Annotated in this window: 17 protein-coding genes and 1 riboswitch; of the genes, 7 read left to right on the forward strand and 10 right to left on the reverse strand. The window is 60.2% G+C overall.

Annotation, left to right across the window (positions count from 1 at the left end; translation table 11 throughout):
- Positions 1-79 precede the first annotated feature (79 nt).
- Together GGI60_RS00565 and GGI60_RS00570 are read right to left on the reverse strand one after the other, a co-directional pair.
- Positions 80-1,516: an FAD-binding oxidoreductase gene (locus tag GGI60_RS00565; RefSeq protein WP_183913483.1), complete on the reverse strand. Its 1,437-nt coding sequence runs from the start codon at positions 1,514-1,516 to the stop codon at positions 80-82.
- A 214-nt stretch (positions 1,517-1,730) separates the two neighbouring features.
- Positions 1,731-2,264 carry a GNAT family N-acetyltransferase gene (locus tag GGI60_RS00570; RefSeq protein ID WP_246720275.1) on the reverse strand — a complete coding sequence of 178 codons (534 nt, stop codon included), beginning with the start codon at positions 2,262-2,264 and terminating at the stop codon, positions 1,731-1,733.
- Between the two features lie 65 nt (positions 2,265-2,329).
- Here GGI60_RS00570 and GGI60_RS00575 point away from each other — a divergent pair, with 65 nt between their 5' ends.
- On the forward strand, positions 2,330-4,642 hold the full coding sequence (locus tag GGI60_RS00575) for an NADP-dependent malic enzyme (RefSeq protein WP_183913480.1): 2,313 nt from the start codon (positions 2,330-2,332) through the stop codon (positions 4,640-4,642).
- A gap of 29 nt (positions 4,643-4,671) precedes the next feature.
- On the opposite strand, the gene GGI60_RS00580 is transcribed toward GGI60_RS00575, so the two are convergent.
- Positions 4,672-5,205 (reverse strand): ribonuclease H, encoded by a 534-nt coding sequence (locus tag GGI60_RS00580; protein ID WP_183913478.1) that lies wholly within the window; start codon positions 5,203-5,205, stop codon positions 4,672-4,674.
- A 165-nt stretch (positions 5,206-5,370) separates the two neighbouring features.
- Here GGI60_RS00580 and GGI60_RS00585 point away from each other — a divergent pair, with 165 nt between their 5' ends.
- Both GGI60_RS00585 and GGI60_RS00590 read left to right on the forward strand, forming a co-directional pair.
- Positions 5,371-5,967, forward strand: a complete 597-nt coding sequence (locus GGI60_RS00585; protein ID WP_183913476.1) for a demethoxyubiquinone hydroxylase family protein — start codon at positions 5,371-5,373, stop codon at positions 5,965-5,967.
- Positions 5,968-6,170: 203 nt separating this feature from the next.
- On the forward strand, positions 6,171-7,271 hold the full coding sequence (locus GGI60_RS00590) for a DUF2865 domain-containing protein (RefSeq protein ID WP_183913473.1): 1,101 nt from the start codon (positions 6,171-6,173) through the stop codon (positions 7,269-7,271).
- 6 nt (positions 7,272-7,277) lie between these two features.
- On the opposite strand, the gene bluB is transcribed toward GGI60_RS00590, so the two are convergent.
- Positions 7,278-7,967, reverse strand: coding sequence for a 5,6-dimethylbenzimidazole synthase (bluB, locus tag GGI60_RS00595; protein WP_183913471.1), 690 nt, complete (start codon positions 7,965-7,967; stop codon positions 7,278-7,280).
- A 40-nt stretch (positions 7,968-8,007) separates the two neighbouring features.
- Positions 8,008-8,196: riboswitch (cobalamin riboswitch) on the reverse strand.
- A 421-nt stretch (positions 8,197-8,617) separates the two neighbouring features.
- Between bluB and GGI60_RS00600 the strand changes: the two genes are divergently transcribed.
- Complete coding sequence (locus tag GGI60_RS00600) at positions 8,618-9,685, forward strand: 3-deoxy-7-phosphoheptulonate synthase (RefSeq protein ID WP_183913469.1); 1,068 nt, start codon at positions 8,618-8,620, stop codon at positions 9,683-9,685.
- A 48-nt stretch (positions 9,686-9,733) separates the two neighbouring features.
- On the opposite strand, the gene GGI60_RS00605 is transcribed toward GGI60_RS00600, so the two are convergent.
- Together GGI60_RS00605 and GGI60_RS00610 are read right to left on the reverse strand one after the other, a co-directional pair.
- The gene (locus GGI60_RS00605; protein WP_183913467.1) at positions 9,734-9,940 is read right to left on the reverse strand and encodes a hypothetical protein; all 207 of its coding nucleotides are present in this window, start codon (positions 9,938-9,940) and stop codon (positions 9,734-9,736) included.
- A gap of 112 nt (positions 9,941-10,052) precedes the next feature.
- On the reverse strand, positions 10,053-10,454 hold the full coding sequence (locus GGI60_RS00610; protein WP_183913465.1) for a hypothetical protein: 402 nt from the start codon (positions 10,452-10,454) through the stop codon (positions 10,053-10,055).
- 176 nt (positions 10,455-10,630) lie between these two features.
- On the opposite strand from GGI60_RS00610, the gene GGI60_RS00615 reads away from it, so the two are divergent.
- Entirely contained in the window at positions 10,631-11,149 is a 519-nt protein-coding gene (locus tag GGI60_RS00615) for a hypothetical protein (protein WP_183913463.1), read from the forward strand.
- 58 nt (positions 11,150-11,207) lie between these two features.
- Here GGI60_RS00615 and GGI60_RS00620 read toward each other — a convergent pair whose 3' ends face one another.
- Entirely contained in the window at positions 11,208-11,843 is a 636-nt protein-coding gene (locus tag GGI60_RS00620) for a hypothetical protein (protein WP_246720277.1), read from the reverse strand.
- On the opposite strand from GGI60_RS00620, the gene GGI60_RS00625 reads away from it, so the two are divergent.
- Positions 11,837-12,124, forward strand: a complete 288-nt coding sequence (locus GGI60_RS00625) for a hypothetical protein (RefSeq protein WP_312862791.1) — start codon at positions 11,837-11,839, stop codon at positions 12,122-12,124. The genes GGI60_RS00620 and GGI60_RS00625 overlap by 7 nt on opposite strands.
- Positions 12,125-12,184: 60 nt before the next feature.
- Here GGI60_RS00625 and GGI60_RS00630 read toward each other — a convergent pair whose 3' ends face one another.
- Together GGI60_RS00630 and GGI60_RS00635 are read right to left on the reverse strand one after the other, a co-directional pair.
- Complete coding sequence (locus GGI60_RS00630; RefSeq protein ID WP_183913461.1) at positions 12,185-13,015, reverse strand: PD40 domain-containing protein; 831 nt, start codon at positions 13,013-13,015, stop codon at positions 12,185-12,187.
- 64 nt (positions 13,016-13,079) lie between these two features.
- On the reverse strand, positions 13,080-14,759 hold the full coding sequence (locus GGI60_RS00635) for an NAD+ synthase (protein WP_183913459.1): 1,680 nt from the start codon (positions 14,757-14,759) through the stop codon (positions 13,080-13,082).
- Between the two features lie 174 nt (positions 14,760-14,933).
- Between GGI60_RS00635 and GGI60_RS00640 the strand changes: the two genes are divergently transcribed.
- Entirely contained in the window at positions 14,934-15,464 is a 531-nt protein-coding gene (locus tag GGI60_RS00640; RefSeq protein WP_183913457.1) for a DUF1003 domain-containing protein, read from the forward strand.
- On the opposite strand, the gene GGI60_RS00645 is transcribed toward GGI60_RS00640, so the two are convergent.
- Positions 15,461-15,859, reverse strand: a complete 399-nt coding sequence (locus GGI60_RS00645; RefSeq protein ID WP_183913455.1) for a GFA family protein — start codon at positions 15,857-15,859, stop codon at positions 15,461-15,463. The genes GGI60_RS00640 and GGI60_RS00645 overlap by 4 nt on opposite strands.
- Positions 15,860-16,090 lie beyond the last annotated feature (231 nt).

Consider the following 16,090-nt stretch of genomic DNA (forward strand, 5'->3'; position numbering starts at 1 on the left):
CCGATGTCTGCTCCAGCTAGCGCGCACGACTTAGTCCCCCTTGTCGGGAAGGGTTTTGACAGTCGCCGAGCGATATCAATCAGGCGGCCCTCACAGCCATCGGCTTCACATTCTGGTTCATGCGGAACAGATTATTCGGATCGTAGCGCAGCTTGATCTCAGCGAGACGCGCGTAATTGGCGCCATAAGCCATCTCGACCCGATCCGTCTCATCCTCCGGCATGAAGTTGATATAAGCGGTACCGACAGCATGTGGCTTGGTTGCCTCGAAGAGTTCGCGCGCCCAGCCGATGCATCTTGCATCCATTCCGGTTTCCCGCCAGCGCGCATGCACGTTCATGACGAAATGCGAACTGCGCTGCGGAAATGCGGTGGCTTCTGTGGGAATACGGCCGGCAGCACCGCCGACATGGCCGATGAATATTTCGCATTCCGGCCCCGGCAGCTTGCCCACGGCGTTGAGCAGGACGTCGATCGCCGCATCCGAGAGGGAGACGAAATCCTGGCTCTTCCAGTAATTGCGCGCGCCAGGTGTCAGAAGCGGATCGAATGCCTGCTGCCAGCCGGTAAACGGCACCGGACCGACGACATCGGCAATCGGTTTTCCGATCGCCCGCAATCTGGCCGTCGCCTTTTGCCCCGCGGCGATATCTCCGCAATAGCACATGGCGAGCACCACGATCTCCTTGCCGTGCCATTCGGCCGGAAGGAACGGCAGCGGCGGCGCCTGGCGCATCACCACCCAGCAGGTCAGTTCATCGGGTGCCTCGTCCAGCGCCTGCCGATATTCCTGCAGCACCTTCTCCGCATCGGCGAAAGGATGCACGACCAATCCGGCGAGTACTTCGGAATGGAGCGGGTTGAGCTGGAATTCGAAGGAGGTGACGACGCCGAAATTGCCGCCGCCGCCACGCAGCGCCCAGAAGAGATCCGGTCTTTCCGTCTCACTCGCTTTGACCAGCTCGCCATCGGCCGTCACGACATCCACCGAAACCAGATTATCGAGCGTCAGCCCGAACTTACGGGTGAGCCAGCCGAAACCACCGCCGAGCGTCAGGCCGGCGATCCCGGTCGTCGAATTGATGCCGGTCGGCAGCACCAGCCCGAAGGCCAGCGTTTCCTTGTCTATGTCACCAAGTGTGGCACCCGGTTCGATTCTCGCGCGGCGTATCTCGGGATCTACCCGCACGGATTTCATCGGCGAGAGATCTATGACGACACCGCCTTCGCAGACGGCGTTTCCAGCAATGCCGTGCCCACCGCCACGCACCGAAACGAGCAGATTATTGTCGCGCGCAAACCGTACCGCACGCACGACATCGGCAGCACCCGCGCAGCGCGCGATGAGGCCTGGCCGGCGGTCAATCATCGCATTCCAGATCGCCCGAGCCTCATTGTAATCCGTATCCTTGCTGGTCAGGAGATTGCCGCGAAATCCGGCAGCAAACGCGTCCATGGCCGCGTCATTGACCATCGTCTGCCCCTTTTGCAGGGTCATGAGGTTCAAATTGTCCATGATTTCCTCCATGCGACCGGCGCCCCGCACCGTCGCGGCCGGCATTTTGCGCTTGCTGCAGCCGTCAGACAAGTTTTCCAAAAGGATTAGCTCTCGACTGGCACGAGAGGAGAGAAGCGACTCTCATTGAATTTACATTCGGTGCGAGCGCTGCCGAAGGGCCAATCTTTGTGGGCGGCCACGCACCGTTCGCCCATGTGGGGATCGCGTGTCCTCACTCGCCGGAGAGCACCTTCTTCAGGAAGAACCGGCGAGGCGTCTGCTCGTCGCCTTCAAGTTCACCAAACTGCTCGAAACCAAGTTTGAGATAGAAGGGTTTGGCCTGAAAATCGAACGTATCGAGAAAGATGCCGACATAAGCGCGCTCACGCGCTATGCGCTCCGCCTCATTCATCAGTTTCGTGCCGAAACCCTTCCCTCTAAGCGCGGAGGGGACAATTACGTATTTGATGAAAAGCCAATTGTATTCATCCACCGCATAGAGACCCCCGATGATTTCGGACGTGTTTGGATCTTTGAGGACGATGCCGAGGTGGGGCCGGTCGATCACATGCGCGGTATGAAGAGCATTAAAGTCCAACAGCAATGCGAGGACTTTGTTTCGCTCTTCGTCGGTAGGCTCGAGGATTTCGAAAACGGGCAGCATCTCTGCAGGATGAGGCAAGGGCTGTGCAGTGTCCAGCTTGCAACCGAGCCCATGCCGCCTCTCGCTCGGCCGACGAAAACTTCTCCCATCCCCCATTTCCATACTGTCGCCCGTATCCGATTGATGTATGGAGGGAACTCCAGAAAAAGACGTGCACGGAGGCGGCAATGGATCACCAGGATAAATCCAAGACGGACAAGAACCTGACGAGTGGCGATCTCGACGAGCAGGCGCTCTTCTTCCATCGCTACCCCCGCCCCGGCAAGCTGGAGATCCAGGCGACCAAGCCGCTCGGCAACCAGCGCGATCTAGCGCTCGCCTATTCGCCGGGCGTTGCCGCCCCTTGCCTTGCCATCCGCGACAACCCTGAAATGGCGGCCGAATATACTTCGCGCGCCAATCTCGTCGCCGTCATCTCCAACGGCACCGCCGTGCTCGGCCTCGGCAATATCGGCCCGCTGGCTTCGAAGCCGGTCATGGAGGGCAAAGCCGTGCTCTTCAAGAAGTTCGCCGGCATCGACGTCTTCGACATCGAGATCGACGCGGCGAGCGTCGACCAGATGGTCTCGACCGTCAGCTCGCTGGAGCCGACCTTTGGCGGCATCAATCTCGAGGACATCAAGGCGCCGGAATGCTTCGAGGTCGAGCGGCGCCTGCGCGAAAAGATGAAGATCCCGGTCTTCCACGACGACCAGCACGGCACGGCAATCATCGTCGCCGCCGCGATCCTGAACGGGCTCGAACTTGCCGGCAAGGCGATCGAGAACGTCAAGATCATCGCATCCGGCGCGGGTGCCGCCGCTCTTGCCTGCTTGAACCTGCTGGTAACCCTCGGCGCCAAGCGCGAAAACATCTGGGTCCATGACCTCGAAGGCCTCGTCTATCAGGGCCGCACCGAGTTGATGGACGAGTGGAAGGCCGTCTACGCCCAGCAGAGCGACACGCGTACACTGGCTGAAAACATCGGCGGCGCCGATGTGTTCCTCGGGCTGTCGGCCGCCGGCGTGCTGAAGCCGGAACTGCTGGCACAGATGGCCGACAAGCCGCTGATCATGGCGCTCGCCAATCCAACGCCGGAGATCATGCCGGATCTCGCCCGCGCGGCCCGTCCGGATGCGATGATCTGCACCGGCCGCTCGGATTTCGCCAATCAGGTCAACAACGTCCTCTGCTTCCCCTATATCTTCCGCGGCGCGCTCGATTGCGGCGCCGAGACGATCAATGAGGAAATGAAGATGGCGGCCGTGCGTGCCATCGCAGCACTCGCTCGCGAAGAGCCGTCCGATGTCGCCGCCCGCGCCTATTCCGGCGAGACCCCGGTCTTCGGCCCGGATTACCTGATCCCCTCGCCCTTCGATCCGCGCCTCATCCTGCGCATCGCGCCGGCCGTCGCCAAAGCTGCCGAACAGAGCGGCGTCGCCCGTCGCCCGATCCAGGATTTCGACGCCTATTTCGATCAGCTGAACCGCTTCGTCTTCCGCTCCGGCTTCGTCATGAAGCCGATCTTCACCGCGGCCAAGGCCGCCGAGCGCAAGCGTGTCATCTTCTCCGAAGGTGAAGACGAGCGCGTGCTGCGCGCCGCCCAGGTGCTGCTTGAGGAAGGCCTGGCCAAACCGATCCTCATCGGCCGTCCGCAGGTCATCGAGACACGCCTCAAGCGCTACGGCCTGCGCATTCGCCCGCTGCAGGATTTCGAGGTCATCAATCCGGAAGACGACCCGCGCTTCCGCGAATATGTCGATCTCTATTTCTCGCTCGTCGGCCGCCGCGGCGTCATTCCGGAAGCCGCCCGCACCATCGTGCGCACCAACACGACAGTCATCGGCGCGCTGGCGCTGAGGCGCGGCGAGGCCGATGCGCTGATCTGCGGCCTGGAAGGCCGGTACGAGAAGCACCTGCGCGACGTCCGCCAGATCATCGGCAAGCGCAAAGATGTCCGCGATTTCTCCGCCCTCAGCCTGATGATCTCGCAGCGCGGCGCCACCTTCTTCACCGACACCTACGTCACCTTCAATCCGAGCGCCGAAGAGATTGCCGAGGCGACGGTGCTGGCGGCCGAGGAAATCCGCCGTTTCGGCATCACCCCGCGCGCTGCCCTCGTCTCGCACTCCAACTTCGGCTCGCGCGAATCCGAAAGCGCCACCAAAATGCGCAATGCCCTGCAGCTCGTGCGCGACGCCGCGCCCGATCTCGAGGTGGACGGCGAAATGCACGGTGAAAGCGCCATCACCGAAGCCCTGCGCAAGCGCGTCATGCCGCACACGACGCTGCACGACGAGGCGAACCTGCTGGTCTTCCCGAACCTCGACGCCGCCAACATCACCCTCGGCGTGGTCAAATCGATGACCGATGGACTGCATGTCGGACCGATCCTGCTCGGCGCCGCCATGCCCGCCCATATCCTCGCGCCCTCCGTCACCTCCCGCGGCGTCGTCAACATGGCGGCATTGGCCGTCGTCGAGGCATCGCAGCCGGCATAAGCCGGCTGCTCGCAACCCGGCGAGAACTATCAGACAGCCCGGATCGACAGGCGCCCTTGATCCGCGAGCGCATCGGCGCGTTCGTTGCCGGCAATGCCGGAATGGCCTTTGCACCAGGTAACGGTCACCAGGGCGTTCTGCGATAGTTGAAAATCGACTGCCTTCCACAGTTCCGCATTGTCGATCGTTCGCCTTCGAGCATTTCCATTCGGGCTGCTTTTCTTCCAGCCGTTGCTTTTCCAGATATGTCGCCGGCTGTTGCAGCCTTTGACGGCATAGACGGAATCGGACCAGATGGTCGCAGCTTCGCCGGCTGCTTCGCTATTGATCCAGATGGCGGCCTTCAGGACGGCGGTCAATTCCATCGAATTGTTGGCCGACTCCCGGACGCCACCGAATCCGGAGGCGATTTCCACCGCATCGCGATAGGCCACAAATGCCCAGCCGCCGTGCTGGGAACCGGGTTCGTAACAACCGTCCACGAAGATGTGAAGGCCGTGTTGAGGTTCGCGCATCCCGCCGGTTGTTGCAGGCGAGTGGCGTTCGCTGAAGATGCCTATCATTCTCGCCCCGCCCTCGCCTTTGCTGCGCCGCCCAGACCGGCGCGAATTGCGACGGTCTGCACGCCGCCTGAAGCGGAATGCACCTCGTCGATTGTGTCGACCATTGACGATAGTAGCGGCAGTGGTGCCTATTGCCGAGGGGTGAACTATGGGGCAGCGTCGATCATGGACAATCCGTTGAGCAATGCCGGTAGGCGCGATCGAAGCGTAACCGTTCGTCGTATTCTCAAGGTTAATCATGCTGGCGAATTCGGCGCAATTCGCATCTATGGCGCACAGATCTGGATGGCCCGTAGGCTGTTTCCCGACATCATTCCCGCACTCCGCGAAATGCGACACGACGAGATCAAGCATTGCCGCCTGTTTCGCGATGCAATGCCGCCCAGGAAGGCGAAGCCATGCCGCGTCATGGCATTCTGGAGCCTCGGTGGTTACCTGCTCGGTTTCCTGACAGCCCTCGGTGGACGTAATACGGTCTGGATCTGTACCGAGGCGGTCGAAAGCACCGTTCACCGTCACCTTGAGGATCAATTGGCTTTTCTGGAGGCCGGTGACCCCGAGCTTCATGGCCTTATAGCCTCCATTCAAGAGGAAGAATTGGCTCATCTCAGGCAGGCCGAGAAAAACCAGACAGCACGCGGAATGAGCCACACACTGCTCCTGCCCGTGGTCGCCGCACTCACCGATCTGATGATCTGGCTGTCGACATGGGGAGACTCAAGCTGGATGCGTGCCGAAATGGCTCGCTCGAAACAGACCTGACAGTCCGCGACCGGATCTGTCCGCGAGCGACTTCTGGCGCGACGCGGTCCATCCGGGGAATCGCCGGCCTCTGGTGGATAAGATCGCGAAAATACGCTAAGAATTTCTCTGAGCTTATTAAGAGAAACACGCTAAGAGGAAACGCGCGACGAAGTGACGTCGCACTCGACCCATCGACCGTTTGCTCATTCCGGGACGACGCCGTGAAACGCCGAAACCTGTCTCTTGCGCTTCTCCTTGCCTTCGCGACGCCCGTCGCCGCGCAGACGAGTGCCATCTGCGATGACCTGCGCGGCCGCCTGGCCGACCTGCCGCGATCGATCGGCAACGGCAATGGTCCGGAAGCGCGCCAATTTTCCGGTGCCATAGCCGAGCAGAACCTCGAGCTGCGCAAGGTCCGCAACGACCTGCGCAGCTACGGCTGCACCTCGGGCAGCATGGTGGTGATCGGCGGCGAGAATGCCGATTATTGTGACGAGCTCTCGCAAGCTGAAGCCCGGATGATCGATAATATCCGGTATCTCCAGGATCGTCGTGCCGAACTGCGCAGCCAGGGCGGCGGTGATGACGGCGGGCGCCGCGAACTGATGGCTGCTCTTGAGCGCAATGGCTGCAACAGCGAGAATTTCTACGCCCCGTCCGAGCGCAGCGCCAACGACCTTGCCCCGAGCATCGAGGAACAGACGATGCGCGCCGACACCTTCATTCCGCTCGGCGGCGGTGAAGAAGTTGACCCGCGTTACGGCCTGCCGAGGACCGAGATGCTTTCGCCGGTCAGCACCATCTGCGTGCGCAGTTGCGACGGCGGCTTCTTCCCGATCAGCTCGAACGCCACCTCGGTCGATTTCGGCCGCGATGCTGAAACCTGCGCCAAGATGTGTCCGGGCATAGAGACCGAGCTTTTCTATCGAGACGTGAGGAGCACCGAAGCCTCGAACATGATTTCGGTGGCAACCGGCACGCCCTACAGCGCCTTGCAGAACGCCTTCGCCTACAAGAACCGCGCGCCCGGCGAGAAAAATGCCTGCGCCTGCAATCTCACCGCCTATTACGAAGAGATGCGCGGCAAGCAGGCCGTGAGCGAACCGCCGCAGCAGGGATCGATCACCACGATCCGCACCAATCCGCCGGCGAAAGGTACCGCGGCTGCGCCAACGGCACCCCAGCCGTCAGTCCCGGAGCGTCCCTATGACCCTGCGCAAAACAAGGTCCGGCAGGTCGGACCGCAGTTTCTGGCGGGCGACCAGGGTTCGATCGATCTTGCCAACCCGGCAACACCGGGCCCGCAGCCGCAACAGCAGTGACCGCTGCTACGGCTCGCTCCGTCCCCAACCATCGTGGAAGACGAGCTCGTCGAGCGGCAGCCGCTGCCGCCAGCCTTTGACGGAGAGTTCCGGCTCGTCGTAAAGCCCGTCGACGAAGCCGGCGCAGAGCCAGGCGACCACCTCGATATGATCGGGTATGCCGAGAATGGTTTTCAGCTCACCTTCGCGAAAGATGCTGACCCAGCCAATGCCGATTCCCTCGGCGCGCGCCGCGAGCCAGAGGTTCTGGATGGCGCAGACCGTCGAATAGGAATCCATCCGTGGATTGTGCGTGCGGCCCAGAACGACGCTGCCGCTGCGCGTGGGATCGCAGGTCACGCATATGCCGAGCGGCGCCTCGACGATGCCTTCGAGCTTGAGGGAGCGGTATGCCTGCCGCCGCTCGCCATCGAACATCAGTGCCGCCTCCTCATTCGCCCTGAGGAAGGCATCCCTTACCCGCGCCCGTACGGCTTCGCTTTTCACCAAGATGAAGTTCCACGGCTGCATGAAGCCGACGGAGGGGGCGTGATGGGCGGCGGTCAGAAGCCGCGCCACGACGTCATCCGGCAACGGATCGGGCCGGAATTGGCTGCGCACGTCGCGTCGCGTCATGATCGCGTGATACACGGCCTCGCGTTCGGCGAGAGAAAAACCGGATGCCGCTGAAACGGCACCCTCATCAAAGGGTCGCATCGTCAATCCCCAACAACGCAACCGCCCGCCGTCCGCGCGGGTTGGGTCAATTATGCCAGGCCGGTCTTCTGACTTGGCGTCACCCACCTGCCGCAGCCTTCCCGGCAAAAGCCAGTGGCGTGATGAAGCGGCAGACGTCGGCCTTACAGCGTTGGGCACGTTCCGGCCTTGCACCGGATTCCCGATTCTCCCGCCCTCAAGAGCGGGCACCTGACAAAGCATCTATTTCAGGAAAGCGACGCGGCAGCAAGCACCGGCCCGTGCGCGAGCGAAACAAACTGCGCGTGCCCTCGATCCCATTCTACTTGGTGATATATTCATACATCAAATACACACTATTTTTCGCGCGTTTAGGGTTTGCCGTGAGCCTCGGGCGACATACTTAAGCCAGCCTCCGGCAGAAGCGATTGCCGCCCTCCGGGATGTCCGATTTCAGGCAGAAAATTCTGCGTGACAACTGGCAACCGCGACGCTACATACGCCTAATGTCGACGACTTCAATCCACGCCTCGCGATTTTATTCGTACCGCTGCTCCCAGCGGATGCGGGTCTATGCGTAACTGAAGTCAACGCGACGACAACCCGAACAGCCGCTAGTCTACCTGGCGGCTTTTTTGTTCCGCTCGGTATGACCAAACAGGAGCCATACCGTGTCCGATACCATCGATGATCTGCGTATCCTCGAAATCACCCCGCTGACCAAACCCGCTGATATCATCGCGGAAATCCCCCGAACCGCTGCCGTCAGCGAGACGGTGACCAGCAACCGCCATGCGATCCATAAGATTCTGGAGGGAGACGACGACCGCCTGGTCGTCGTCATCGGCCCCTGCTCCATCCATGATCCTGCCGCGGCACGCGAATATGCCGAGCGGCTGGCGGAACAGCGGCAGCGCTTCTCCGGCGATCTCGAAATCGTCATGCGCGTCTATTTCGAAAAGCCCCGCACTACGGTCGGCTGGAAGGGCCTGATGAACGACCCGCATCTCGATGGCAGCTACCGCATCGAGGAAGGGCTTCGGATTGCCAGGCGCCTGCTGCTCGACATCAATGCCATGGGCCTGCCCGCCGGCGTCGAATTCCTCGAGACGATCACGCCGCAATACATCACCGATCTCGTGAGCTGGGGCGCGATCGGCGCGCGCACGACCGAAAGCCAGATCCATCGCCAGCTCGCCTCCGGCCTCTCCTGCCCGATCGGCTTCAAGAACGGCACCGATGGCGGCGCCCGCGTCGCGCTCGACGCAATCCTCGCCGCGTCGCAGCCGCATCACTTCCCCGCCGTCACCAAAGACGGACAGGCAGCAATCGCCTCGACCCGAGGCAACGAGGATTGCCACATCATCCTGCGCGGCGGCAAGCGCCCGAATTATGAGGCCGCCGACGTCCAGGCGGTGGTCAGCGAGGCCGTCAAGCTAGGCGTGGATCCGCGCATCCTCATCGATGCCAGCCATGCCAACAGCAGCAAGGATCCGATGAACCAGCCGCGCGTCGTCAAGGACGTCGCCGGACAGATCGCCGCCGGCAACCGCCAGATCAAGGGCATGATGATCGAAAGCAACCTCGTCGCCGGCCGCCAGGATCTCGTTCCCGGCAAGCCGCTCGTCTACGGCCAGTCCATCACCGACGGCTGCATCGACTGGGATATGTCGGTCGCCGTGCTGGAAGACTTGGCAAAATCCGCCCGCGAGCGGCGCAAGGCAGCCGTCGCAGCCTGATAGACAGCATCAAGCGCGGCGGGCAGACACCCGCCGCCCATTCACAGGTCAATCTTCGTCCAAAAGACGCAGGCCCTCATCGGTCCAGAAGCCGCCCCATGGTTCCGGTTTGACCAGATCATAGGAAGCCAGCACTTCGACCGCGCCTTCGCCGGCACTCATGGACTTGTGAACCAGCCCGTTTCGACCATCATCCATATACTGAACACACATGGAGGCCAGAGCCTTAAGGATCGCTCTTTCTTCAGGTGTCATTGAAATTAAGCTTCGCTGCTCGGTAAAAACTTGAGACGGTGATTGTTAAAGTAAAATCTCGCCACCCACTACCCCGTCCACTAATATTGGCTCGATCGCCGGTGAGGGCTTTTCACGACGTGCGCCTGTGCAGGCACTTAGAGGCGACGACCAGATTATAAGCGGTCACGGTTCGAATAGAGTCGAGATATTCATTCTCGTCATAAACGACGTCACTTAAAAACAAGAGCGCAATCTTGTCCTGTGACTGGAGCATAAGCTCCTCTTCCGGCGAAAGCGGCAGGTCATCGAAAAAGTTCATGGCATTATAATTCCTGAAGTACGTCTCGTTGCCGCAAGCATATCTCATATCGTGCTGAATATAAAATTTGGCGATGGGAACCGCCATCTGATTTAGAGCTTGAGACTCTTGGTATTTTCCGAACAACCGTAGGTACTCCACCGGAAACGCAGCAAAGAGTAAAATAGGACAGCAGGTTATGATGGCTAATGTCCCGAACAATACGGCGCGCACGATCGATTTCCCTTAACCTCATTGGCGGGACCCATCTAGGCTCATTGCCAATCAGATGGCGAAGCCCTATAGAGAACAACCTGTCCCCACCGCCCATCATTATCTGACGCCTTGTGGCATGCTGGCGTTGATGCAATTATGACAGCTTACAACTGAATATTTGAAGGACGTAAAAGTTGAGTGCCGCTCACGCTCGATTGTTTTTTGCCTGTTGCTTAATGGCAGCTCTGGGGTTCAATGCCGAGTTCGCCAGTGCGGACACGGCTGATAGCCCCAGCGTTTTTGAACTAGGTAGTTCGCTAGAACAAGCCCGTCGCATCTCGATCGAAAAGGGATGGCAGATTCGGGAGCTTTCACCTAACCTCCCGGGCCAATGGTATGTTGATGGCGCGGAAGTTGCCCTTTTTGTTTGCGATAACAACCGAATTGCCGGTGTGACAAAAACGCGAGATGGGAGCATTGATGACTTCGCCTCGATCGTGTTCTATTCATTCACATCAAAGTATGGTGAGCCGAAGACGACCGTCGTGACGTATCCGCTCGGACCGACCACGGTTTCAAGTATCGATTCGAAATTTGCCCTTCCCGGTGGCGAGTCTCTCTCGGTGCAGCTCCAAAGCATCGGAGGGCACTCGAAAGTTACTGTGCACCGCGCTTCCGAAGCGTTATGTCCGGCCGAAACAGCACCGCATTAATCCTGACCGTAGATATCTATAGGTGAGCACCCACCGCCTGCGCATCAGTTGACGGGCATCAAGGCCGCTGCCACGGTAAAATGTCGATGGGGAATTTTGAGTAGTGACAATTGTTCAATGAATAGAAGGACATGTCGTCGTCTATTTTGTTGGCTGAAAGCTCCCACTCGAAGGTGTCTCGTCCACCCGGACCAATTGCCAAAGACATTATTAATAGCTCAAGGAGCCTTTCTGGAGGAGGATACGTGATACCATAAAATGTCGCCTCCTTGCCGATGAAGGTGCCTTTAATGACCTTCTCGATCTCCAGGTCGACCCGGATCACCCGGTTCGGATAATCTTTCGGTAGCAGCAATCCGGGATCTCCAATCGAGAGCGATTTCACACGTGCCTCGACCACGACCTTGGCTTTCGCCAGCGTGTTGTCACGGCACGGAGGCGTTGCCGCTGCCATGCCTGGGAAGCACAGCATCAGTACAAGAACTATCTGCACATGGAGTCGCACAGCTGAAATTGCAGGCATATTCGGCATCGATTTCCCCATCCTATGGCCAATGCCTATTTCAGAAGGGTTGCGTGAGGCTTTATGATGATGCCTGACCACCCGATCATAAATTGATGTAAAACTGTGCGCTCTATATTGGCTGGCAAGCAGTTTAGCGCCGTGTCGTGCGGCAGGAGAAACTTGTGTCAAGGCGAGCAGCTCTGCAGGGCAAATGCAAAGGTATGATTGAAAAGCTTTGGACCCGGTTACTGATCACCGGATTGCTGCTGTTTTGTCCCGTACCGCTAAGCATCCCACTGCTATGGCTATATGAGGGGGAACTGCACACTAAGACTTCCATCATCAAAGCCGAAGAACAGCCGTTGCTTTTTTATCTCATCATCATGATCGGCTTTTGCAACGGCTTTGCGTGGACATGTCTCTGCGTCGAGGCCGCACTGACGCGCATTCGTTTGCAAGCGAGACGCTAAACTAAGGCGGGTGCATCCCAGCACCCCACCACCGAATCACTTAATGGCGGTGCGTCGCTCTCAAGAGTTCACCGGGAAATACCTGACATAGGCAAACTCATCACCATCTGGTGACCAGCAGGGCACGTTGATCGTGCCCTGCCCGCCGAACAGCTCGAACAGCGTCTTCAGATTGCCGCCATCCATATCCATCAGCCGCAGCCGCACGTCGAGATCGCGTGGATGGTCGAAAACGCTGGGATCGTAGGACAGGATCAGCACCTTGTCGTTCCTGGGCGATGGATGAGCAAACCAGTTGCCCTGATTGTCCGAGGTCACCTGTTCGAGCCCGCTGCCGTCTGGATGGATGCGCCAGATCTGCATCAACCCGGTGCGGCTGGAATTGAAATAGATCCATTGCCCGTCGGCGGAATAATCCGGCCCGTCGTTGCGGCCCTCGCCATGCGTCAGCCGCGTCTCGGCGCCGCCGTCGACGGAGATCGTGTAGATGTCGAAAAGGTCGTCGCGGATGCCGCAATAGGCGATGCGGCGCCCATCCGGCGACCATCCATGCCAGTAGGAGGGCTGGTTCTCGGTGACGAGCCGCGGCGTGCCGCCCTCGATCGGCAGGATATAGACCGACGACTTGCCGAATTCGGTCTTGTCGGAGATGACGATCTCAGTGCCGTCGGGCGAGATGCCGTGATCATTGTTGCAGTTGACCGCAAAGCCGGTATCGACCTGAACCACCTCGCCGCCATCAAGCGGCAGCCTGTAGAGCAGTCCGTCGCCATTCAACAGAAGATAGGAGCCGTCAGGAGCAAAATTCGGCGCCTCCACCAGCCGATCCGTCTGCCAGACCTCACGCGCCCTGCCCGTCCTGACATTGTAGATCTCGACCGAGCTGCGCATCGATGTTTCTCCTGACATCTCGATCGCCTCGGCGATCTCGATTGTGCTAGCGATCTCGATCGCTTCAGCGATCACGGAACCGGTTGGTGATGGGATAACGCCGGTCGCGCCCGAAATTCTTCTTGGTGATCTTCACGCCCGGCGCCGACTGCCGCCGCTTGTATTCGGCGAGATAGAGCAGGTGCTCGACGCGGTGAACGGTCGCCACGTCATGGCCGCGCGCGACGATCTCCTCGACCGCCATCTCCTTCTCGACCAGGCATTCGAGGATATCGTCGAGAACGGGATAGGGCGGCAGCGAATCCTGGTCCTTCTGGTCGGGGCGCAATTCTGCCGAGGGCGCCTTGTCGATGATATTCAGCGGGATCACCTCGCCCGACGGCCCCAGCGCAGTCGGCGGCACGTTCTCGTTGCGCCAGCGGGCCAGCGCATAGACCTGCATCTTGTAGAGGTCCTTGATCGGATTGAAGCCGCCATTCATGTCGCCATAGAGCGTGGCGTAACCGACCGACATTTCCGACTTGTTGCCCGTCGTCACCACCATCGCGCCGAACTTGTTGGAGATCGCCATCAGGATGACGCCGCGCGCGCGGCTCTGCAGGTTCTCCTCGGTGATGCCGCTATCCGTACCCGCGAAGAGATCGGACAGCGCGCTGCTGAAGCCCGTCACCGGCTGCTCGATCGGCACGATGTCGTAGCGGCAGCCGAGCGCCTTGGCGCAATCGGCCGCGTCCTTCAGCGAATCCTCCGAGGTATAACGGTAAGGCAGCATGACGGTGCGCACCCGCTCCTCGCCGAGCGCATCGACGGCGATGGCCGCGCAGATCGCCGAGTCGATACCGCCGGAAAGGCCGAGCACGACCGTCTTGAAGCCGTTCTTGTTGACGTAATCGCGAAAGCCGAGCAGGCAGGCGCGGTAATCGGCCTCCTCGCCCTCGGGGATCCGCGCCATCGGCCCTTTGGCGCAGTGCCAGCCGCTTTCGCCGCGCTTCCACGTCGTCACCGCAAGCGCCGTCTCGAACTCGCTCACCTGGAAGGCAAGCGACCTGTCGGCATTGAAGGCGAAACTCGCGCCGTCGAAGACGAGCTCGTCCTGGCCGCCGAGCTGGGCGGCATAGATCAGCGGCAGACCGGTCTCGATCACCTGCTTCAACACCACCTGATGACGGATATCGACCTTGCCGCGGTAGTAGGGAGACCCATTCGGCGACAGCAGGATTTCGGCGCCGCTTTCGGCCAGCGTCTCGCAGACGCCGAGGTCGCCCCAGATATCCTCGCAGATCGGAATACCGAGCCTCACTCCACGGAAATTGACCGGCCCGGGCATGGCGCCCTGATGGAAGACGCGCTTCTCATCGAACTCACCGTAATTCGGCAGATCGACCTTGTCGCGCACCGCGATGACTTTGCCGCCGTCGAGCACGGCTACGGAATTATAACGCCCGTTCTCGTCCTGCCGGGGAAAACCAATGATGACGCCCGGCCCACCATCGGCGGTATCGGCGGCCAGCCTCTCGACCGCCTTCCAGCAGGCGCGGATGAAGGCCGGCTTCAGCACCAGGTCTTCCGGCGGATAGCCGGAGATGAAAAGCTCGGTCAGGACGAGCAGATGCGCGCCCTCCCGGGCCGCATCGGCGCGCGCCTCGCGTGCCTTGGCAAGATTGCCGGTCACATCACCGACCGTTGGGTTGAGCTGGCCGATGGCGATGCGGAAAATATCAGAAAGAGCGTTTTCCTGTGTCATGTCATTTATTTAGCCTGCGCCTTCCGTTACCGCAACACGTTCGCGGTCAAAGCGACCTTGGTGGTGACGAAATTTTTATGAAGGGTCGACACGGCATGACGCGGCACCGACGCGCATTGCAATTTACCCGTGGAGCGGAATACTGCGCGAAAGCGACAGCACCGGAAACAGGCCATGTCTAATATTTCCAACTTCATGCACCATCATTTCGACAAGCCGGCCGACGAACTCGGCGATATTGAAAAACGCGTGCTGGCGAAGGCGCACGAGCGCAAGGTCATCTCGACCGACGTCAACGCCGCTCTTTCCGCCGAAGCCTCGTTCGGCGCGCGTGTCGCCGACGGCATCGCCCGCGTCGGTGGCTCCTGGTCCTTCATCATCGCCTTCCTGGCTTTTCTCGCCGTCTGGACGATCATCAACACCGTCTTACTGGCGACCCGCGCCTTCGACCCCTATCCCTTCGTCTTCCTGAACCTGATCCTGTCGATGCTCGCCGCCATCCAGGCGCCGATCATCATGATGTCGCAGAACCGCCAGGCCGAGCGCGACCGCTTCGAGGCCGCAAAGGATTACGAAGTCAATCTCAAGGCCGAGCTCGAAGTGCTCTCCCTGCATCAGAAGATCGATATGCATGTGCTGACCGAGCTGACGGCGTTGCGCGAGGACGTCGCCCGCCTCACCGCCGCGCTTTCAGCCAGAAGCTAGACCGGAAACCTGTCATATTGCGGCAGGCCATCCGTGATCTCGTAGAAATCGCCCTTGTCAGTGCAGTAAATGTGGTGACCGAAGGAAAGGCCGGTAGGCTCGTCGAAGCTTCCGGCCAGGACCGAAACTTCCGGCGATTCGTCGCCCTGCCAGAACAGTGCCGAGCCGCAATTCCCGCAAAAGCCGCGCTGCGCCTCACCGCTCGACCGATACCAGCGGACCGCCTCGGCGCCCTCCACCGAAAGAGCCGTGCGCGGCACGTTGGCCGCCGCATAATAAAATCCCGTCTGCCGGCGGCACTGCGAGCAATGGCAGCCGACGACAGGGCCGGGCTTGCCCGCAATCGTATATCGCACGGCGCCGCAAAGGCAGCCGCCTGTATGCCGTTCGGTCATGACCACTCCTCCATTTCGCAGAAAGTTGCCGCCGATTGCCGCGGGCGTCAAATCCATTCCGTTCAACGAGAGATCAGAAAACTTGAAGCACGCTCGCTTCCCATATACATGGCCAGCAGACCTTCCGCTGTTGCCTGTCGACAACACCGACCGATCTCCTCACGTCACCAAGTTGAATTGATCCGGCTTCTCGGCGATACTGAGGGTTCAATTCATTCAACCTTTGGGAGA

Origin of the sequence: Rhizobium lentis, assembly GCF_014200175.1 — a bacterium.
GTDB classification, from domain to species: domain Bacteria; phylum Pseudomonadota; class Alphaproteobacteria; order Rhizobiales; family Rhizobiaceae; genus Rhizobium; species Rhizobium mulingense.

Bases quoted from the DNA above. Each gene is read 5' to 3' on its own strand.
- bluB (WP_183913471.1), bottom strand. From the start codon at position 7,967: ATGCGACCCTTTGATGAGGGTGCCGTTTCAGCGGCATCCGGTTTTTCT.
- GGI60_RS00570 (WP_246720275.1), bottom strand. From the start codon at position 2,264: ATGGAAATGGGGGATGGGAGAAGTTTTCGTCGGCCGAGCGAGAGGCGG.
- GGI60_RS00635 (WP_183913459.1), bottom strand. From the start codon at position 14,759: ATGACACAGGAAAACGCTCTTTCTGATATTTTCCGCATCGCCATCGGC.
- GGI60_RS00645 (WP_183913455.1), bottom strand. From the start codon at position 15,859: ATGACCGAACGGCATACAGGCGGCTGCCTTTGCGGCGCCGTGCGATAT.
- GGI60_RS00580 (WP_183913478.1), bottom strand. From the start codon at position 5,205: ATGATAGGCATCTTCAGCGAACGCCACTCGCCTGCAACAACCGGCGGG.
- GGI60_RS00630 (WP_183913461.1), bottom strand. From the start codon at position 13,015: ATGCGCAGCTCGGTCGAGATCTACAATGTCAGGACGGGCAGGGCGCGT.
- GGI60_RS00640 (WP_183913457.1), top strand. From the start codon at position 14,934: ATGTCTAATATTTCCAACTTCATGCACCATCATTTCGACAAGCCGGCC.
- GGI60_RS00565 (WP_183913483.1), bottom strand. From the start codon at position 1,516: ATGGACAATTTGAACCTCATGACCCTGCAAAAGGGGCAGACGATGGTC.
- GGI60_RS00585 (WP_183913476.1), top strand. From the start codon at position 5,371: ATGGACAATCCGTTGAGCAATGCCGGTAGGCGCGATCGAAGCGTAACC.
- GGI60_RS00575 (WP_183913480.1), top strand. From the start codon at position 2,330: ATGGATCACCAGGATAAATCCAAGACGGACAAGAACCTGACGAGTGGC.
- GGI60_RS00605 (WP_183913467.1), bottom strand. From the start codon at position 9,940: ATGACACCTGAAGAAAGAGCGATCCTTAAGGCTCTGGCCTCCATGTGT.